This window comes from Streptomyces sp. S4.7 (genome assembly GCF_010384365.1).
In the GTDB taxonomy this organism is placed as follows: Bacteria; Actinomycetota; Actinomycetes; order Streptomycetales; family Streptomycetaceae; genus Streptomyces.
This window is the reverse complement of sequence record NZ_CP048397.1, coordinates 3,407,555-3,422,131: the sequence shown is the minus strand read 5'-3', so window position 1 is coordinate 3,422,131 and position 14,577 is coordinate 3,407,555. Positions and strand designations below refer to the sequence as shown.

The 14,577-nt window shown below is 71.0% G+C and carries 18 protein-coding genes; 4 read left to right on the top strand and 14 right to left on the bottom strand.

The features are described from left to right. Positions 1-75: 75 nt before the first annotated feature. The 5 genes from SSPS47_RS15045 to SSPS47_RS15025 all read right to left on the bottom strand — a co-directional run bounded on the left by SSPS47_RS15045 (position 76) and on the right by SSPS47_RS15025 (position 3,130). Positions 76-489, bottom strand: coding sequence for a cytidine deaminase (locus tag SSPS47_RS15045; RefSeq protein ID WP_164251572.1), 414 nt, complete (start codon positions 487-489; stop codon positions 76-78). Between the two features lie 79 nt (positions 490-568). Continuing rightward, entirely contained in the window at positions 569-940 is a 372-nt protein-coding gene (locus tag SSPS47_RS15040) for a DUF4180 domain-containing protein (RefSeq protein ID WP_164251571.1), read from the bottom strand. Further along, entirely contained in the window at positions 933-1,442 is a 510-nt protein-coding gene (locus SSPS47_RS15035; RefSeq protein WP_164251570.1) for a helix-turn-helix domain-containing protein, read from the bottom strand. Before SSPS47_RS15035 ends, SSPS47_RS15040 begins: the two co-directional genes overlap by 8 nt. A gap of 120 nt (positions 1,443-1,562) precedes the next feature. Further along, positions 1,563-2,429 (bottom strand): class I SAM-dependent methyltransferase, encoded by an 867-nt coding sequence (locus SSPS47_RS15030; protein WP_164251569.1) that lies wholly within the window; start codon positions 2,427-2,429, stop codon positions 1,563-1,565. A 95-nt stretch (positions 2,430-2,524) separates the two neighbouring features. After that, on the bottom strand, positions 2,525-3,130 hold the full coding sequence (locus SSPS47_RS15025) for an XRE family transcriptional regulator (RefSeq protein ID WP_164251568.1): 606 nt from the start codon (positions 3,128-3,130) through the stop codon (positions 2,525-2,527). A 94-nt stretch (positions 3,131-3,224) separates the two neighbouring features. On the opposite strand from SSPS47_RS15025, the gene SSPS47_RS15020 reads away from it, so the two are divergent. Further along, complete coding sequence (locus tag SSPS47_RS15020; protein ID WP_164251567.1) at positions 3,225-4,268, top strand: NAD(P)/FAD-dependent oxidoreductase; 1,044 nt, start codon at positions 3,225-3,227, stop codon at positions 4,266-4,268. Positions 4,269-4,320: 52 nt separating this feature from the next. On the opposite strand, the gene SSPS47_RS15015 is transcribed toward SSPS47_RS15020, so the two are convergent. From SSPS47_RS15015 to SSPS47_RS14990, 6 genes are all read right to left on the bottom strand, one after another. Then, positions 4,321-4,758 (bottom strand): DUF4440 domain-containing protein, encoded by a 438-nt coding sequence (locus tag SSPS47_RS15015; RefSeq protein ID WP_164251566.1) that lies wholly within the window; start codon positions 4,756-4,758, stop codon positions 4,321-4,323. Positions 4,759-4,856: 98 nt separating this feature from the next. After that, on the bottom strand, positions 4,857-5,429 hold the full coding sequence (locus tag SSPS47_RS15010) for a dihydrofolate reductase family protein (protein ID WP_164251565.1): 573 nt from the start codon (positions 5,427-5,429) through the stop codon (positions 4,857-4,859). 50 nt (positions 5,430-5,479) lie between these two features. Further along, entirely contained in the window at positions 5,480-6,217 is a 738-nt protein-coding gene (locus SSPS47_RS15005) for an SRPBCC domain-containing protein (protein ID WP_164251564.1), read from the bottom strand. After that, entirely contained in the window at positions 6,214-6,855 is a 642-nt protein-coding gene (locus tag SSPS47_RS15000; protein ID WP_164251563.1) for a helix-turn-helix domain-containing protein, read from the bottom strand. The genes SSPS47_RS15005 and SSPS47_RS15000 overlap by 4 nt, the downstream gene beginning before the upstream one ends. Positions 6,856-7,036: 181 nt before the next feature. Next, positions 7,037-7,882: a MerR family transcriptional regulator gene (locus SSPS47_RS14995; protein ID WP_164251562.1), complete on the bottom strand. Its 846-nt coding sequence runs from the start codon at positions 7,880-7,882 to the stop codon at positions 7,037-7,039. Continuing rightward, complete coding sequence (locus SSPS47_RS14990) at positions 7,875-8,411, bottom strand: VOC family protein (protein WP_164251561.1); 537 nt, start codon at positions 8,409-8,411, stop codon at positions 7,875-7,877. The genes SSPS47_RS14995 and SSPS47_RS14990 overlap by 8 nt, the downstream gene beginning before the upstream one ends. 99 nt (positions 8,412-8,510) lie before the next feature. Here SSPS47_RS14990 and SSPS47_RS14985 point away from each other — a divergent pair, with 99 nt between their 5' ends. The 3 genes from SSPS47_RS14985 to SSPS47_RS14975 all read left to right on the top strand — a co-directional run bounded on the left by SSPS47_RS14985 (position 8,511) and on the right by SSPS47_RS14975 (position 10,846). After that, entirely contained in the window at positions 8,511-9,170 is a 660-nt protein-coding gene (locus SSPS47_RS14985; protein WP_164251560.1) for a class I SAM-dependent methyltransferase, read from the top strand. Between the two features lie 111 nt (positions 9,171-9,281). After that, the gene (locus tag SSPS47_RS14980) at positions 9,282-10,214 is read left to right on the top strand and encodes a phosphatidylinositol-specific phospholipase C (RefSeq protein ID WP_164251559.1); all 933 of its coding nucleotides are present in this window, start codon (positions 9,282-9,284) and stop codon (positions 10,212-10,214) included. A 248-nt stretch (positions 10,215-10,462) separates the two neighbouring features. Beyond that, positions 10,463-10,846, top strand: coding sequence for a VOC family protein (locus SSPS47_RS14975; RefSeq protein ID WP_147876584.1), 384 nt, complete (start codon positions 10,463-10,465; stop codon positions 10,844-10,846). Between the two features lie 27 nt (positions 10,847-10,873). Here SSPS47_RS14975 and SSPS47_RS14970 read toward each other — a convergent pair whose 3' ends face one another. The 3 genes from SSPS47_RS14970 to SSPS47_RS14960 form a co-directional block, all read right to left on the bottom strand. Further along, positions 10,874-12,253, bottom strand: a complete 1,380-nt coding sequence (locus SSPS47_RS14970; RefSeq protein WP_164254592.1) for a HAMP domain-containing sensor histidine kinase — start codon at positions 12,251-12,253, stop codon at positions 10,874-10,876. A 50-nt stretch (positions 12,254-12,303) separates the two neighbouring features. After that, positions 12,304-13,095: a response regulator transcription factor gene (locus tag SSPS47_RS14965; protein WP_239064917.1), complete on the bottom strand. Its 792-nt coding sequence runs from the start codon at positions 13,093-13,095 to the stop codon at positions 12,304-12,306. 85 nt (positions 13,096-13,180) lie between these two features. Continuing rightward, a complete protein-coding gene (locus SSPS47_RS14960) occupies positions 13,181-14,320 on the bottom strand; it encodes a trypsin-like peptidase domain-containing protein (protein WP_164251558.1) in 1,140 nt (379 codons plus the stop codon). Between the last annotated feature and the right edge of the window lie 257 nt (positions 14,321-14,577).

Sequence of the window (14,577 nt, the reverse complement as noted above, 5' to 3'; positions counted from 1 at the left end):
CTCCCTGACGGAGGGCGGCGGGACGGTTCATCCGTCCCGCCGCCCTCCGTTTTTCCGGGGCCGGCCCGGCGCGGATCAGTCCAGTGGGGCGGGCCATTCGTGAACGGGCAGCAGTTCTCGCAGACTTGCCGATCTGCCGCGGCCCAGGACCACTTCGGTGTCGATGTTCGCCTGATCGATCTGGCGGATGAACTCACGGCAGCGGCCGCACGGTGGCAGTACGTGCAGGACACCCTCGTCGCCGCGCCAGACGGCCACCACCTTCGCGATCCGGTACTCGCGGGCGGTGACCATGGCGGCGATGGCCGCGTGCTCCGCGCAGAAACCGGTGCCCGAACCGGTGTCGATGCACACGCCCGAGTACTGATTGCCCGCCTCGGTGACCAGCGTGGCCGCCACGTCGCCGAAGAGCCGGTCACCCACGGTCCGCGGATGCAGTACGGCCTGGGCGGTGGCGATGAGTTCGTCGTTGGACGGGGTGGTGGTCATCCGCCGGAAGCTACCGCCACGACAGCCTTGAGGGCACCGGATTTACGCGACCGACCCCGGCGACGGACCCGGGTCCTGCTCAGCGGCGGGAGCCGAGCCGCGCCGTGAGTTCGTCGAGGTCGGACACGAACCAGACGTCCCGCCCCCGGTTCGCCTCCCGTACGAGGTCGCGCAGCGCGGTGCCGGTCCCCAGGTGGTGCGAGATGTCGCCGACAACGGCCAGCCGGAGCCGGTAGTTGGCCAGCTTCTGCAGGATCCCGCCGGCGACACCGCTGCTGAGGTCGTAGAAACGGTCGTCGAACCGCCCGGCCGGGACCGCGACCAGCTCCGCGCCCTGGAAGGCGGCGCCGACGAGATGGTCGAGCGCGTCCTGCTCGGTGGCGATCGTGGCGCCGTCCGCGTCGCAGACCAGTACCTGTACGCCGTGGTGCTCCACGAGAAGATCAGGCACGGCCGGTCTCCCATCCTTCGGTGGGCAGCAGGTCGTTGCCCGGCCCGAGCACACTGTCGACCAGGTTCAGCAGGTCGGCGGTCTCGGCGGCGCCGCCGAGGATCACGATCTTCATACGGGCCCGCTCCTGGTCGTAGACGGTCTGGATGCGCAAGGAGTGCGCCCGGCCCGGCCCGGACCGGCCCCGCCCGGACTGGGCGCTCGCCGTGAGGAAGGTGCTCAGCCGGCTCGCGGCGTCCGGGCCGACCGAGTCGATCTGCACGATGCTCGACACCTCCATGTGCCGCCCGCGCGGAACGTCCGCCGCCGCCGATTCCCCGGTCTCCGGCTCCGGGGGACCGGTCAGCGCCTCGAAGTCCGCCCGGCTGATCCGGTACTGCTTGCCGATCCGCACGGCCTTGAGCCGCCCCTCACGGACATAGTTCCGCACGGTCCGCACATGCAGCCCCAGCAACTCGGCGACCTCACCGACCGAGTACAGCTCGCGCTCTCCGCTCTCCATGGGTATGAAGAGTACCTCAAGTTACCTTCCTTGACCCTTTCTCGATCCCTGAAGGGAATGATTGGGAGTGATGCAACAGTATTGGGCGAGCGGACTCGTCCGTCGAGCCGGTCATGCCGCTCAGACGTGCCCTGCCCGTGCCGCCCATACCGTGCGCTCGGTGCGGACCGTCAGGTCGTCGCGGCGCACAATGCCGTACGGGCCGTCGGCGTCGAGCAGTTGATCGAGAGCGGCCAGGTCCTCGGCCGCCAGCGTCTCGGCGACGCCGCCGCGGATGCGGCGCAGGCTGCTGAGGGCGTAGCGGCCGACCGCCTCGGTGTGCGGCGGGCCGAGGTTCACGGTGATGGTGCGTTCGCCCTCGACGGTGAAGCCGGCGGCGGCCAGTTTGGGCCCCCAGTCGGCGCCGCGGTGCGGCATGTGCTCGGCATGGTGGCGGTCGAGTGCGGAATGGCAGCGCTCCTCAAGGCCGGGCCGCTCCGCCGGGGCGTCGGCCGGCAGGAATCGCGGGAAGCCCGCCAGTTCGACGACCGCGAACAGCCCGCCCGGCGCGAGCGTGCCGTGCACCTGGCGCAGGACGCGGTCGGGGTCGGCCATGTGGTGCATGGAGGCCGACGCCCAGACGAGATCGGGCGTGCCGAGGTCGGGCCAGCGGGTGTCGAGATCGGCCTGAACGGTACGCACCTGGCCCGCCACCCCTTCCGCCTCGGCCTTCTCCAGGAGACGGTGCAGATGGGCGGCGGATGTGTCGACGGCGGTCACCTCGGCGCCGGGGAAGCGCCTGAGCAGTGCGAGAGTGCCGGCTCCGGTCCCGCTGCCCAGGTCCACGATGTGGCGGGGGGCCGCCTCGACGGGCAGCCACGCGGTGATGGACGTGGTGTGCTCGGCGAGTACTTCCGCGTCGAGGTCGAGGATCTCAGCCTGGTCGTGGTCGTGGTCGTGGTCGGCGTCGGCGTGCTGGTGCTGGTGCTGGTGCGATGCGGGTGTCATGACCTGCACGTTAAGTGGATCAGCGGCGCCCGGCGCCACCGCTTTCCGGATGCGCAAGAAGGTGGCTCTCCAAGGTGCTGAAGAGGCAAGCGGCTCTACCGCGCGCCCTGCCCGTCCTGCGCATCCGACGCCTGTCCGCCCGCGCCGCCCTGGTGCCCGCGCCGGGCGTCCCGGTCGAAGATCCCCAGGACCTCGCACGGGCCGCCCTCCGCGCCGATGGCATGCGGAAGCATGGTGGGGAACTCCGCCGCCTGATTGGTCTCCACCCGGAAGCGGCGGTTGCCCAGCAGCAGGACCGCGGTGCCGGAGAGGACCACGAGCCACTCGTGGCCGGGGTGGGCGCGCATGCGGGCGGGGTTGTCGGGCGGCGGATCCGTCACCCGCTGACGTACGACTGTCAGGTCCGGCGCCGCCCGCACGGGCCACTGCATCTGCTGATGGGCCGCGTCGATCGTCGGGCTGGAGATGACGTCGTCCGCGGCCGTCTCGACGAGCTGGTCGAGCGAGGTGTCCAGGGCGCGGGCGAGGGTGACGAGCTGGTCCAGGGCGAGGCGGCGCCGACCGGTCTCGATCCTGCTGAGCGTGGAGGGACTGAGCCGCGCGCGGGTGGCCAGCTCGTCGAGGGACCAGCCCTGCGCCACCCGTAGGGCGCGGATCCGCTTGCGTACGAGGCTGTCCAGCTCGCCATCTTCTTGCGTCATGAGCAACAGCTTATGCCGTATAGGCAAGCCGTGCCTAGTGTGGAACGTGCGGGGCCGCTCAGGGCCCGCACACCACCAGGGAAAGGCCACGCGCATGTCTGAGACGACCGCTGATGCGGAGTGCGAGACCGAGTACGAGACGGACCACGAGTACGACGCCGTCGTGATCGGTGGCGGCGCCGCCGGGCTGAACGGCGCGCTGATGCTCGCCCGTTCCCGCCGCTCGGTCGTCGTGATCGACAGCGGTACGCCCCGCAACGCACCCGCCGAGGGCGTGCACGGTCTGCTCGGCCGGGAGGGCGTCCCGCCGGCGGAACTGCTCCGCAAGGGGCGCGAGGAAGTGCGCGGCTACGGCGGACGGATCGTGGCCGGCGAGGTGACGGACGCCGTCCCGGCCGACCCGACCGCCGAAGGTGATCCGCGCTTCGCCGTGACCCTGGCCGACGGGGCCGTACTGCGGGCGCGCCGGCTGCTGGTCGCCACCGGGTTGCGCGATGTGCTGCCCGACGTTCCCGGGCTGGCCCGGCACTGGGGGCACGGCGTGGTGCACTGCCCGTACTGCCACGGCTGGGAGGTGCGCGACGAACCCATGGGGATCCTGGCCGTGGGCCCGGCGTCCGTCCATCACGCCATGCTCTTCCGGCAGTTGACCGACGACCTGGTCTACTTCACCCGGGGCACCGAGCTGGACGAGGGTACCCGCTCGCGCTTCGCCGCCCGCGGCATCCGGGTCGTGGACACCCCCGTGGCGTCGGTCGAATCCACGGAGTCCCCCGGCGACGGCGGAGACGGCATCGAGGGCGTGCGGCTGACCGACGGCCGGACCGTTCCCCGCAAGGTCCTCGCGGTCGCGACCACGATGCTGGCCCGTACCGACGGCCTCGACTCTCTGAAACTGCTGACGGAGGATCTGCCGGGCGGCATGGGCCGCCACTTCGCGAGCGGACCGGCGGGCGTCACGTCCGTCCCGGGCGTGTGGGTGGCGGGCAACGCCGCCGACCCCGCCGCCCAGGTCGGAGCATCGGCCGCGGCCGGCGCCCTGGCCGGGGCCCACATCAACGCCGACCTCACGAACGCCGACACGGAGGCCGCTCTGGCCGCCACGCGCGTCGCCGATCACCGGGCGGACCACGAATGAAGCCCTGCCCGGCAGCACGCGGCCCGGGTCCGGGGCGAGGTCGCCACGCCCCTCAGGTGAGGTTGTCGCCCCAGCCGCCCTGGATCATCGTCTGGAAGGCCCACTCCCCGTTCCTCTTGATCAGCACATCGGCGTAGCGCAGCTGTTGGGTCTCGCCCGCGGCCGTGGTCATCGTGGAGTCGGTGAAGACGACGACCATCGCCGAGGTGAGGAAGACGGGCGTACGGACGGAGTCGAACGTGAGGTCTCCGTCCCCGCCCTCGCCCATCACATGGGTCATCGTCCCGATGAACCGTTCCCTGTCCCACTGGGCCGAGGCCCCGTCACCGGCCGGGTTGTCGCTGACGAGATTCAGCGGAAAGACGGCGAGGTCCGCCATCCGAGCGATGTCCCGCTTGGCGCTGTGGGCGTCGTACGCGGCGAACCACGCCTCGACGGAGGCGAGTTCGTCCTGGGACGGGGTGTAACCGGTGTCGGGCAGCAGGGGCATACTCTCTCCCGTGATTCATTGGTCAAGCTTGACTAGGTTGCTCGTTCGAAGCGTATGCCCGCCGTATGGACTAGTCAAACTTGATTAATCGAGAGAAGTCAGCGCACGACGTCGAACACGTTCAGCTGGAGGCCGTTGTCGTACACGGCGTGCTCGACCAGCTTCAGCTTCTGCGTGTCCTTGTCCGTGGTGCTGAACAGCCGCTTGCCCGCGCCGAGCAGCAGCGGATACACGAGCAGGTGGTAGCGGTCGATCAGGCCCGCGTCCGAGAGGCCGTGGTTCAGGGAGGCGCTGCCGTGGACGATGATCGGACCGCCCTCGGTCTCCTTGAGGGCGGCGACCTCGTCGAGGGAGCGGAGGATGGTGGTCTCGCCCCAGTTCGGGACGAGCTCGTCCTCGGTGAGCGCGGTGGAGACGACGTACTTCGGCACGGCCTTGTAGTGCGCGAATTCCTCCATGTCCGGCCACACGGGGCTGAACGCCTCGTAGCTGACCCGGCCCATCAGGATCGCGGTGGACTCCTCCTGCTCCCTCCCCTTGATGTCGAACGCCTCGGGGAGCAAGTCGACCTCCTTGAAGGTCCAGCCGGAGTTGCGGTAGCCGGGCTCGCTGCCCGGAGCCTCCACGACGCCGTCGAGCGAGATGAAGGCGGTGCTGATCAGAGTACGCATGAGCTCTCTTCCTTGCTGTCCGCTGTGGGACTTCGATGGTTCGGCGGTCGTCAGGCGACGAGGTCGTTCAGCCACTGCTGCCAGGCGGCCTCGGCCCCGTCCGTGTCCGGCCCGAACAGATGGTGGAACATCACCGCCACGCCGGACCCGTGATGGAAGGTGTAGAGCCCCTGGGCCGTACGCAGCCCGATGCGCTCGTCGTCCGCCCAGACCACCTCGCCGTCCAGCGGCACCAGTCCGGCCGGCTCGGCGTGGCCCCGGACGCCCACGGTGACGGGGACCGGCAGCGACAGGCCGCGGACCAGCGCCGCCCGCACCTCCTGGGGCGTCTTCTCCGGCGACGGCGCCATGGCGAAGACCGGGACCCCGGCGCGTCCGGCGAAGTGGGCCAGATATTCATGGAGCGTGTGGAGGTGGAAGGGCCAGCCGCGGCGCAGGGCGTCGTACTCGTCCTGCCAGTCGTCGCCGAGCAGACCGCTGTGGACGACGCGGAGCACGGTGCTGCCCCGGTCCCTGCCCTCGATCAGATACTCGAAGGCCATGAACCGGCCGTTCTCGTCCGTGGGCGTACGGGTCGCGAAGCGCTTGCCGGGCTCATAGGCGGTGATCACCGCTTCCTCGCGGTGCCCGGCGGTGTCCATGGAGGCGGTGCCGCCCTCGCGCGGCTCGACCTCGTTGCGGCCCATGAACCAGGAGTCGATCCCCGGCCCTGTCGCGATCGCCTCCCAGACCTCTTCCGGGCTCGCCGGCAGGGTCGTCTCCAGTTCGATCTCGAACGGGTGCGTCATGACCGGTCCTCCTGGCCTGCTTCGGGTTGTTGTCCGTCCGTCCCCCCGGCTTCCGGCGGGGAGGCGGGGATCTGGTGGAGCCCGACGATCACCCGGTGACTCCGGCCGCCCGGGGCGGACTCGTCGTGGTACCGGCCGACGAGCGTGGCCACGCTCCGGGCCAGTTCGTCGGCGAACTCCCTCCGGTCGGCGGCGGATGCGAAACGCACCTCGGCGTCGATACCGAAGGACGCCACCCGCTGCCGGGCCCGCGCGGCGCCGCCCAGCAGCGTCCCGACCTCCTGCACCAGCCGGGCCCCGAGGGCGAGCAGCCAGCGGGCGGAGAGCTGGTCGGGGGACCGGGAGGGGTCCGGGCTGACGGCGGCCAGCGCGCTGGGTGAGATCACGTAGGAGGCGGCGGTGGCGCGGAACACCCGCTCGGTGACGTTGCCCTTGCGCCGCTCCTCGGCCAGCTCGACCAGCGCGTGCCGCTCCAGCTCCTTCAGGTGGTAGTTGACCTTCTGTCTGGGCAGCCCCAGACGGACGGCCAGCATGGCGGCCGAGCCGGGCTCGGCGAGGGCGGCGAGGATCCGGGACCGTATCGGGTCCAGGGACGCCTCGGCCGCGGCGGGTTCTTCGATCACAGCGACGTCCAGCACGCCTCCAGGATCCGACCGACAATAAAATTTGTCAAGACAGGAAAATCTGTCGGTGGGTCGAGGCGCGACCTGTGGCGTCCCTGATCACACGTGGCCGCCCCGGGCTTGTCGAAATCGACCCCGCCGAGCCCCGTAGCCGTACCGGGCCGTGAGGCAGGCTGACCGGCCTCCGGGCCCGCCCCTAACGCCAGGTCGTGGTGTCCGGGTCGATGCCGTGGGCGCGCGCACTGGCGTCGACGATCCGGCGGAACCACGCGGCGAGGCCGGGGCGGACGCCGTCGTAGTGGGCGGCGAACGCCGGTTCGGCCTCGTACCTGCGGCCGAGACAGACCTGCATCTGCCTGGTGAGGGGAAAGTAGGAAGCGAAGACCTCGCGGTGGCGTTCGACGAGTTGGTTCGCCTCCGGGCTGCCGGGCGTGACGCCGGCGTCCATCGCGTCCCCGAGGGCGCGCTCGAAGCCGGCGACGGCGTCGGCGACGGCCTGCCACTCCTCCGGACCGCGAGAGGCCGAGCGTTCGGCGTACTGAAGCCACTGCGCCGTGTCCCCGTATCGCTCACGGGCTTCGGCGGGCCAGTCAGGGTTCCACCGGGGACCGAAGATCGCGGCCTGCTGCTCGACGGTCAGCAGCAGACCGCGCTCGTGGGCGTCGATCATCCGGTCCAGTCCGGCACCGAGCCGCTGGAGGCGGTCGATCCGTTCGGTGATCTGTGTGCGCTGCGCGCGCAGCGCACCGGGCACGCCCGCCGCCGAGTCGTCCAGGACGGTCCGGATACTGTCCAGGGCGAGACCCGTCTCGCGGTAGACGACGATGCGGTGCAGACGTTCCAGATCGACGGCGGTGTAGAGCCGGTACCCGGCAGCCGTGCGCAGTGACGGTCGCGCCAGACCGATCTCGTCCCAGTGGTGCAGCGCGCGGACCGTCACGCCCAGACGCGACGAGACCTGACCGACGGTCAGGCCGTCGCCGTCGCCGTCGCCGTCGCCGTCGCCGTCGCCGTACACGCCGGCGTCCGTGGCATCACGCATGGTCCCCATTGTCGTCGCGACCCACGGCCGGCGGGGTGATCCCGAAGGCCGCGAGGTTCCGGGCCTCCTGACTGGCCGGATCGAAGGGCTTCGCCGCGGTGAAGACGATCCGGGCGTTCTCGGGGGTGGTCACCACCACGTCGCGGGTGTTCCAGGGGGTGTCCCGCGGACCGTCGACGCAGTCATGGCGCAGCGCACGGCAGTCCTCCACGAGAGAATCCACCTGGCTGAGCACGCACGCGAAGCTGAAGCTGATCGCCGGTGCCCGCTCCGGAACGCTCTCCGCGGGGACGAGGAGTACGTCCTGGAACGCCCATCGGCGCAGATGCACGACCTTGCCGGGGATGCCGAACAGCTCGAAGAACCCGAGACCACGGGTCCAGAAGTCCACCGAGGCCGTCAGATCGCCGGTGGGGATGGTCACGAACGCGGGCATTCCGTAGATGCCGCGGAACGGCTCCGGCGGGACCGCGTCCGGACCGGGAGCGGGCACGGGACTCGTCTCGAACGCGTTGTAGTAGTCGCTCATGCGGCTCACTCTCCGGCCTCACGCGACGTGAGGGTCAAGCCGGTTCCGAGTCGCGGTCGCGCCACCGATGTGAGGCCGGGCCTCACTAGAGTCGCCCGTATGCCTGATCTCTCCTACCTCGCCGCTGTCCGGGAGTCGTACGACACGGTCGCCCGCGACTACGTCGAACGGGTCAAGTCTCCGGCGGAGCTGGATCCGCTGTCACGGGGGATGCTGAACGTCTTCGCGGAGGTGGTGCGGACGGCCGGCCTCGGGCCCGTCGCGGACCTGGGATGCGGGCCCGGCAGAGTCACGGCGTACCTCGCCGAGCGGCAAGTGGCCGCGTTCGGGATGGACCTGTCGCCCGCCATGGTCGAGCTGGCTCGTCGCGCCCACCCGGACTTGCGTTTCGACGTCGGTTCGATGACTGCGCTCCCGATCGAGGACGACAGCCTCGGAGGCATACTCGCGTACTACTCCACCCACCACACACCGCCGGCGCTGCTGCCGGTGGTGTTCGGCGAGTTCCTCCGCACCCTCGCGCCCGGCGGCTCTCTGATGCTGTCCGGACACGTAGGGGCCGACCGGCATCTGCGTCCCACCCAGGCGTACGGCGGTCATCCGGTGTCCTACGAGTCCTACCTGCTGCCGCCTGACCGGATCGCCGGACTGCTGAAGCAGGCCGGGTTCGTCCTCACCTCACGTCTGGTGGAGGAACCCCTCGAAGGGGCCGAGCGGAACTTCGCCACCTTCCTCGCCCACAAGCCCGAACGGTCCTGAGGTTCGCATCCGGCCGATGGCCGGGCGGACCGGGCCGGAGTCAGGTCGCCGCGGGCGCCGTGGACGTGGGGCCCTGTTCCTGTGTGATGCGTGCACGCAATAATTCGCCGCATGGTCACAGACAGCGGCACAACTCCCCCCACCAGTACTGGACTTGGGCGCAGAGGGATCCTCGCCGGGGCTCTCGCGCTCTCCGCCACCGCGCTCGTCGGTGCGGGCTCCGCGACAGCGACGGCGGCCGGGCCCACCACGACGAGGCGCGCGCTCGCTCCCTCCGACTGGCTCGCCGGGATCGGCGACTCCACTCCCGTACAGCGCCTCACCCTTCCCGGCACACACAACTCCGGCGCGCACAGCGGCGGTCTGTACGTCGCGTGCCAAGGAACCACCATCGCCGAGCAGTTGAACACCGGGGTGCGGTTCCTCGACGTGCGGTGCCGGGCGTTCGAGAACGCCTTCCCGATCCACCACGCCGCGTTCTACCAGAACCTCAACTTCGACGACGTCCTCACCGCGTGCCGCGACTTCCTCCAGGCGCACCCCTCCGAGACCGTGCTGATGCGCGTCAAGCAGGAGTACTCGACGGAGAGCGACGCGGAGTTCCGGCGGATCTTCGACACCTATCTGGACGGCAAGGGCTGGCGTTCCCTCTTCCGGCTCGACAGCAGCCTGCCCACGCTCGGTCAGGCCCGCGGCAAGGTCGTGCTGCTCGCGGACAACGGCGGGCTGCCCGGTGTGCGGTACGGGGACGGCGGGCTGTTCGACATCCAGGACGACTACCAGGCCGAGCCGGGCGCCAAGTACCCCGAGATCGAGGCCCACTTCCGCAAGGCGGTACAGCAGCCGGGCAAGCAGTTCATCAACTTCGTCAGCACGGCCGCGCTGCTGCCGCCCCGCTGGAACTCCGACCGGCTCAACCCGCAGGTGCACTCGCTGCTCGACGGGTCGGAGGGTGCGGGCTGGCGCGGTCTGGGCATCGTGCCGCTGGACTTCCCGGAGACGAGGGCGGGGCTGGTGGACTCACTGATCCGGCACAACGGCTAGGTCCTGTCTTCGAGCTGGCGTCGTCCGACCGCGGGGCGGGGCTCACGGCGTCCGGTGCGTGCGATCGCGAGACGGAGGATCGCATCCGTACCGGGCGTACTCGGGCGAGTCCGACAACGCGGCGGGCGTGCGTGCGAGGCGTCGTGAGCCAGACGCCAGTTCGAAGACAGGACCTGGGGCCTGTCCGGGGGCAGACACCCCCTGGGCGATTCCGGCCCGTTGCCGAGGACCGATCTACACTCGCGGGCATGGCATGCCGCATCAGTGAACTGGTCATCGACGTCGCCGACCCCGAGCTGCTCGCCGCGTTCTGGAGCGGGGTACTCGGTTACGTCGAACTCGGCCGGGAGCCGGACGGAAGCATCGAGATCGGGCCGCCGGACGTGGGCTTCGGCGGCCCGCAGCCCACCCTCGTCCTCAGCCCGAGCAGCGACCCCCGGACCGGGAAGCTCCCGCTGCACATCGACGTCAACGCCACCGACCGCGACCAGGACGCCGAGCTGGAGCGGCTGCTCGCGCTCGGCGCGAGGCCGGTCGACGTCGGCCAGGACGGCAGCGAGAACTGGCACGTCCTGGCCGATCCGGAGGGCAACGAGTTCTGCCTCCTGCGCCGCCGCCTCCAGCCCCTCTGACTCCGCTGACTCCACTGACCAGCAACGTCAGGCCCGCGTCGCGCCCGCCGGGCCGGACGGGGGCGGCGTCGAGGCGCCCGGGATGCGGATCGCGGCCACCGTGCCGCCGCCCGCCGCCGGGCGGAGCGCGATCTCGCCGCCCGCCTGCTGCACCGTGCGCGCCACGATCGACAGGCCGAGGCCCGAGCCCGGTAGCGCGCGGGCCGACGGGGAGCGCCAGAAGCGTTCGAAGACGTGCGGCAGTTCCTCCGCGGGGATACCGGGGCCATGGTCCCGGACCGTCAACTCGCCCCGCTCGCTGAGCGCGACCGCCACGGCCGCACCGGGTGGGCTGAACTTGACCGCGTTGTCCAGGACGTTGACCAACGCCCGCTCCAGCGCGGCCGGTTCGGCCCGTACGTACCAGGGGTGCAGCGCCACCTCTATCGTCAGGTCCGGTCCGCGCAGCCGGGCGCGTTCCAGGGCGCTCTCGACGATCGTGTGCAGCGCGACGACCTGGAGCGGGCCGGGGTCGGGGGCGTCCGGCCTGGACAGCTCCTGGAGGTCGCCGATCAGCGAGGCCAGCTCCGTCATCTGCGCCTTCACCGACGCCATCAGCGCCGTACGGTCCTTCGGGGGGATCGCGCGGCCGGTCTCCTCGCTGCGGGCGAGCAGTTCGACGTTCGTACGCAGCGAGGTCAGCGGCGTACGGAGCTCGTGGCCCGCGTCGGCGATGAGCTGCGCCTGGCGGTCCCGCGACGACGCGAGCGCCGCCGTCATGGAGTTGAAGGAACGGGAGAGGCGCGCGATCTCGTCCTCGCCCTCGGCCGGGATGCGCAGGCTCAGATCCTCGGTGCGCGCGACGTGCTCGACCGCGCGGGTCAGTCCGTCGACCGGGCGCAGACCGGTCCTGGCCACCCAGAGCCCGGCGGCGCCCGCGCCGACGACACCGGCGCCGGCGACGGCGGTCAGCAGCAGGGCGAGGCGGTTCAGCGAGGCGTCGATCTCGTCGAGGGGGCGGGAGACGGAGACGGTGACCTGCGCTCCGGCCGGACCGAAGGGGATCCGCTGGGTGTGGACGCGCACCGGGGCGCCCTTCTCCGTGGTGGAGTCGTGCAGGGTGTCGTGCTCCGTACCGCGCGCCACGGCGATGTCGGCGGACCGGACCTTCACCGGCTGCGAGGAGGCGTCCACACACCGGCTGCCGTCGCGGCCGACGACCTGGACGTACGCGAAACCGTGGTTGGACGGCTCGGGAGGGGTCTGGCCGAGGGTGCACCGGTTCAGCGCGTCCTGCACCAGGTTGTTCGGGGCCGAGGTGTTGCGGAGCGAGTTGTCCAGCTCCGACTCCAACTGGGCGCGGGTCAGCAGCCAGCAGGCGACGGCCGCCGCCGCGACGGCCACGGCGACCGCGGTGGCGACGAGCATCGCGAGGCGCGAGCGGAGCGGCAGCGTACGCAACCGCCGGGCGAGAGAGGTCACTCGGGGCCGCCGCGGTCGCCGTGCCCGCCGGGGACGGAGCCGGAACCATGACCGGGAACGCCGGGCCCGCCGTCGGTGCGCAGCGCGTAACCCACCCCGCGCACCGTGTGGACCAGCCTCGGCTCGCCGCCGCTCTCCGTCTTGCGCCGCAGATACATCACGTACACGTCCAGGGAGTTGGAGCTGGGCTCGAAGTCGAAGCCCCAGACGGCCTTCAGGATCTGCTCCCTCGTCAGCACCTGGCGCGGGTGGGCCAGAAACATCTCCAGCAGGGTGAATTCGGTACGGGTCAGTTCCACCCGGCGCGTGCCCCGTGTGACCTCGCGCGTCGCCAGGTCCATCCGCAGGTCGGCGAAGGACAGGACGTCGTCCTCCGGCAGCTCGCCGCCCGCCGATCCCGCGTACGAGCTGCGGCGCAGCAGCGCGCGGATCCGGGCGAACAGCTCGTCCAGCTCGAAGGGCTTCACCAGATAGTCGTCGGCGCCCGCGTCGAGCCCGGTGACCCGGTCGCCGACCGTGTCGCGCGCCGTCAGCATCAGGATCGGCACGGTCGATCCGCCGGCGCGCAGCCGGCGGGCGGCCGTCAGCCCGTCCACGCGCGGCATCTGGATGTCGAGCACGATCAGGTCGGGCTGGTAGACGGCGGCCTTGGTGAGGGCGTCGACACCGTCGACGGCGACCTCGGTGCCGTACCCGTCGAAGGCGAGGGAGCGCTGGAGCGCCTCGCGGACGGCGGGCTCGTCGTCGACGATCAGGACGCGCTGCGGATCGCCTTCGGCGGGGCTCATGTCGTCGCTCTCTCTCTGAACGGCTTCGGAAACCGGGGCCGGGACGTGGGTCTCCGACACTTCAGCCTCGCACGTCAGACGGTTCCTAGTCGCTGTTCCCGGCGCGCAGCGCGCTCAGGTCGGCCTTGACGGTGTCGACCGGGATGGAGAAGCCGAGCCCGACGCTGCCCGCCGACGAACTGTCGCCGCCGTTCGAACCGCTCGCCGAGAACATGGCCGAGTTGATGCCGATGATCTCGCCGTTCATGTTGATCAGCGCGCCACCGGAGTTGCCCGGGTTGAGCGACGCGTCGGTCTGGATCGCCTTGTACGTGGTGGTGGAGGAGCCCGGGTCGCCGTTGAACTGCTGACCGCCGAACTCGAACGGCCACCGGCCGTCGCCACCGCCCTGCTGTTGCTGCTGACCCTGGCCCTCGTCCTTCGACACGGTGACGTCCCGGTCGAGCGCGGAGACGATACCGCTGGTCACGGTGCCGGTCAGGCCCTCGGGCGAGCCGATCGCCACGACCTCGTCGCCGACCTTCACACTGTCGGAGTCGCCGAGCGCCGCCGTCTTGAGGCCGCTCGCGCCCTGGAGCTTGATCAGGGCGAGGTCCTTGTCCGGGCTGGTGCCCACGACATCGGCCGTGTACGTCTTGCCGGTGCTGAGCTGCACCTTCACCGTCTGAGCGCCCGCGATGACGTGGTTGTTGGTGATGATCTCGCCGTCACCGGTGATGACCACACCGGAGCCGGTGGACTGTCCGGCGTTCGACTGCGCCTGGATCTCCACTATGGCGGGTGAGACGGCCGCCGCCACACCCGCGACCGTGCCCTTGCTGCTCTGCGAGACGGTCGTACCGGTGACGGTGCTCGCGGCGGTGCCGGCTGAGTCGTTCGCCAGCGCCGAGGTCAGCGCGGCCGTACCACCGCCGACCACGGCCGCGACGAACGCGGCGGCTGCGAGCAGCGCGACGGGTCGTCGGGCGCGGCGGGCATGGCCCGGGGAGTGCGCGGGGGCGGCGCCGCCCCAGCCCCAGGTGGCGTGGCCGGCCTGGGCGTGGTGGGCGTACGGCGCCTCGGGGGCGTGCTGCGGGTACGGCGCCTCGGGGGCGCCGTGCGCGTGCTGCCCGGCGGGCTCGTACGGAGGCGGCGGCGGGTACGCCTGCCCGCTGACGGTGCCACTGCCGGTGTCCTGCTGCTGGTTCACGTCTTCGTCGCCGCTGCGGCGGTAGTTGTCGGTCATGTCTTCGACAATCCGCCTGCTGGATGAGAGCAGTCTGAAGACGCTCTGAGAAGCCCGACAGAACCTTGTATGTCCCATATAAAGACGGCCGGGAAGCTACCGGGGCGGTGCGTCCGTCGTCTCCCGCCGGTACGCGATGAACCGTTCCGTGAAGCGGAGTCCCCGGGGGCTGTCGTTGAGCGTGCAGCATCCCCACGGGCAGTTGCCACCGCTTCGGGCGACTCGTATCCGCAAGAGTGCCCACGGCGAGCGGAGCG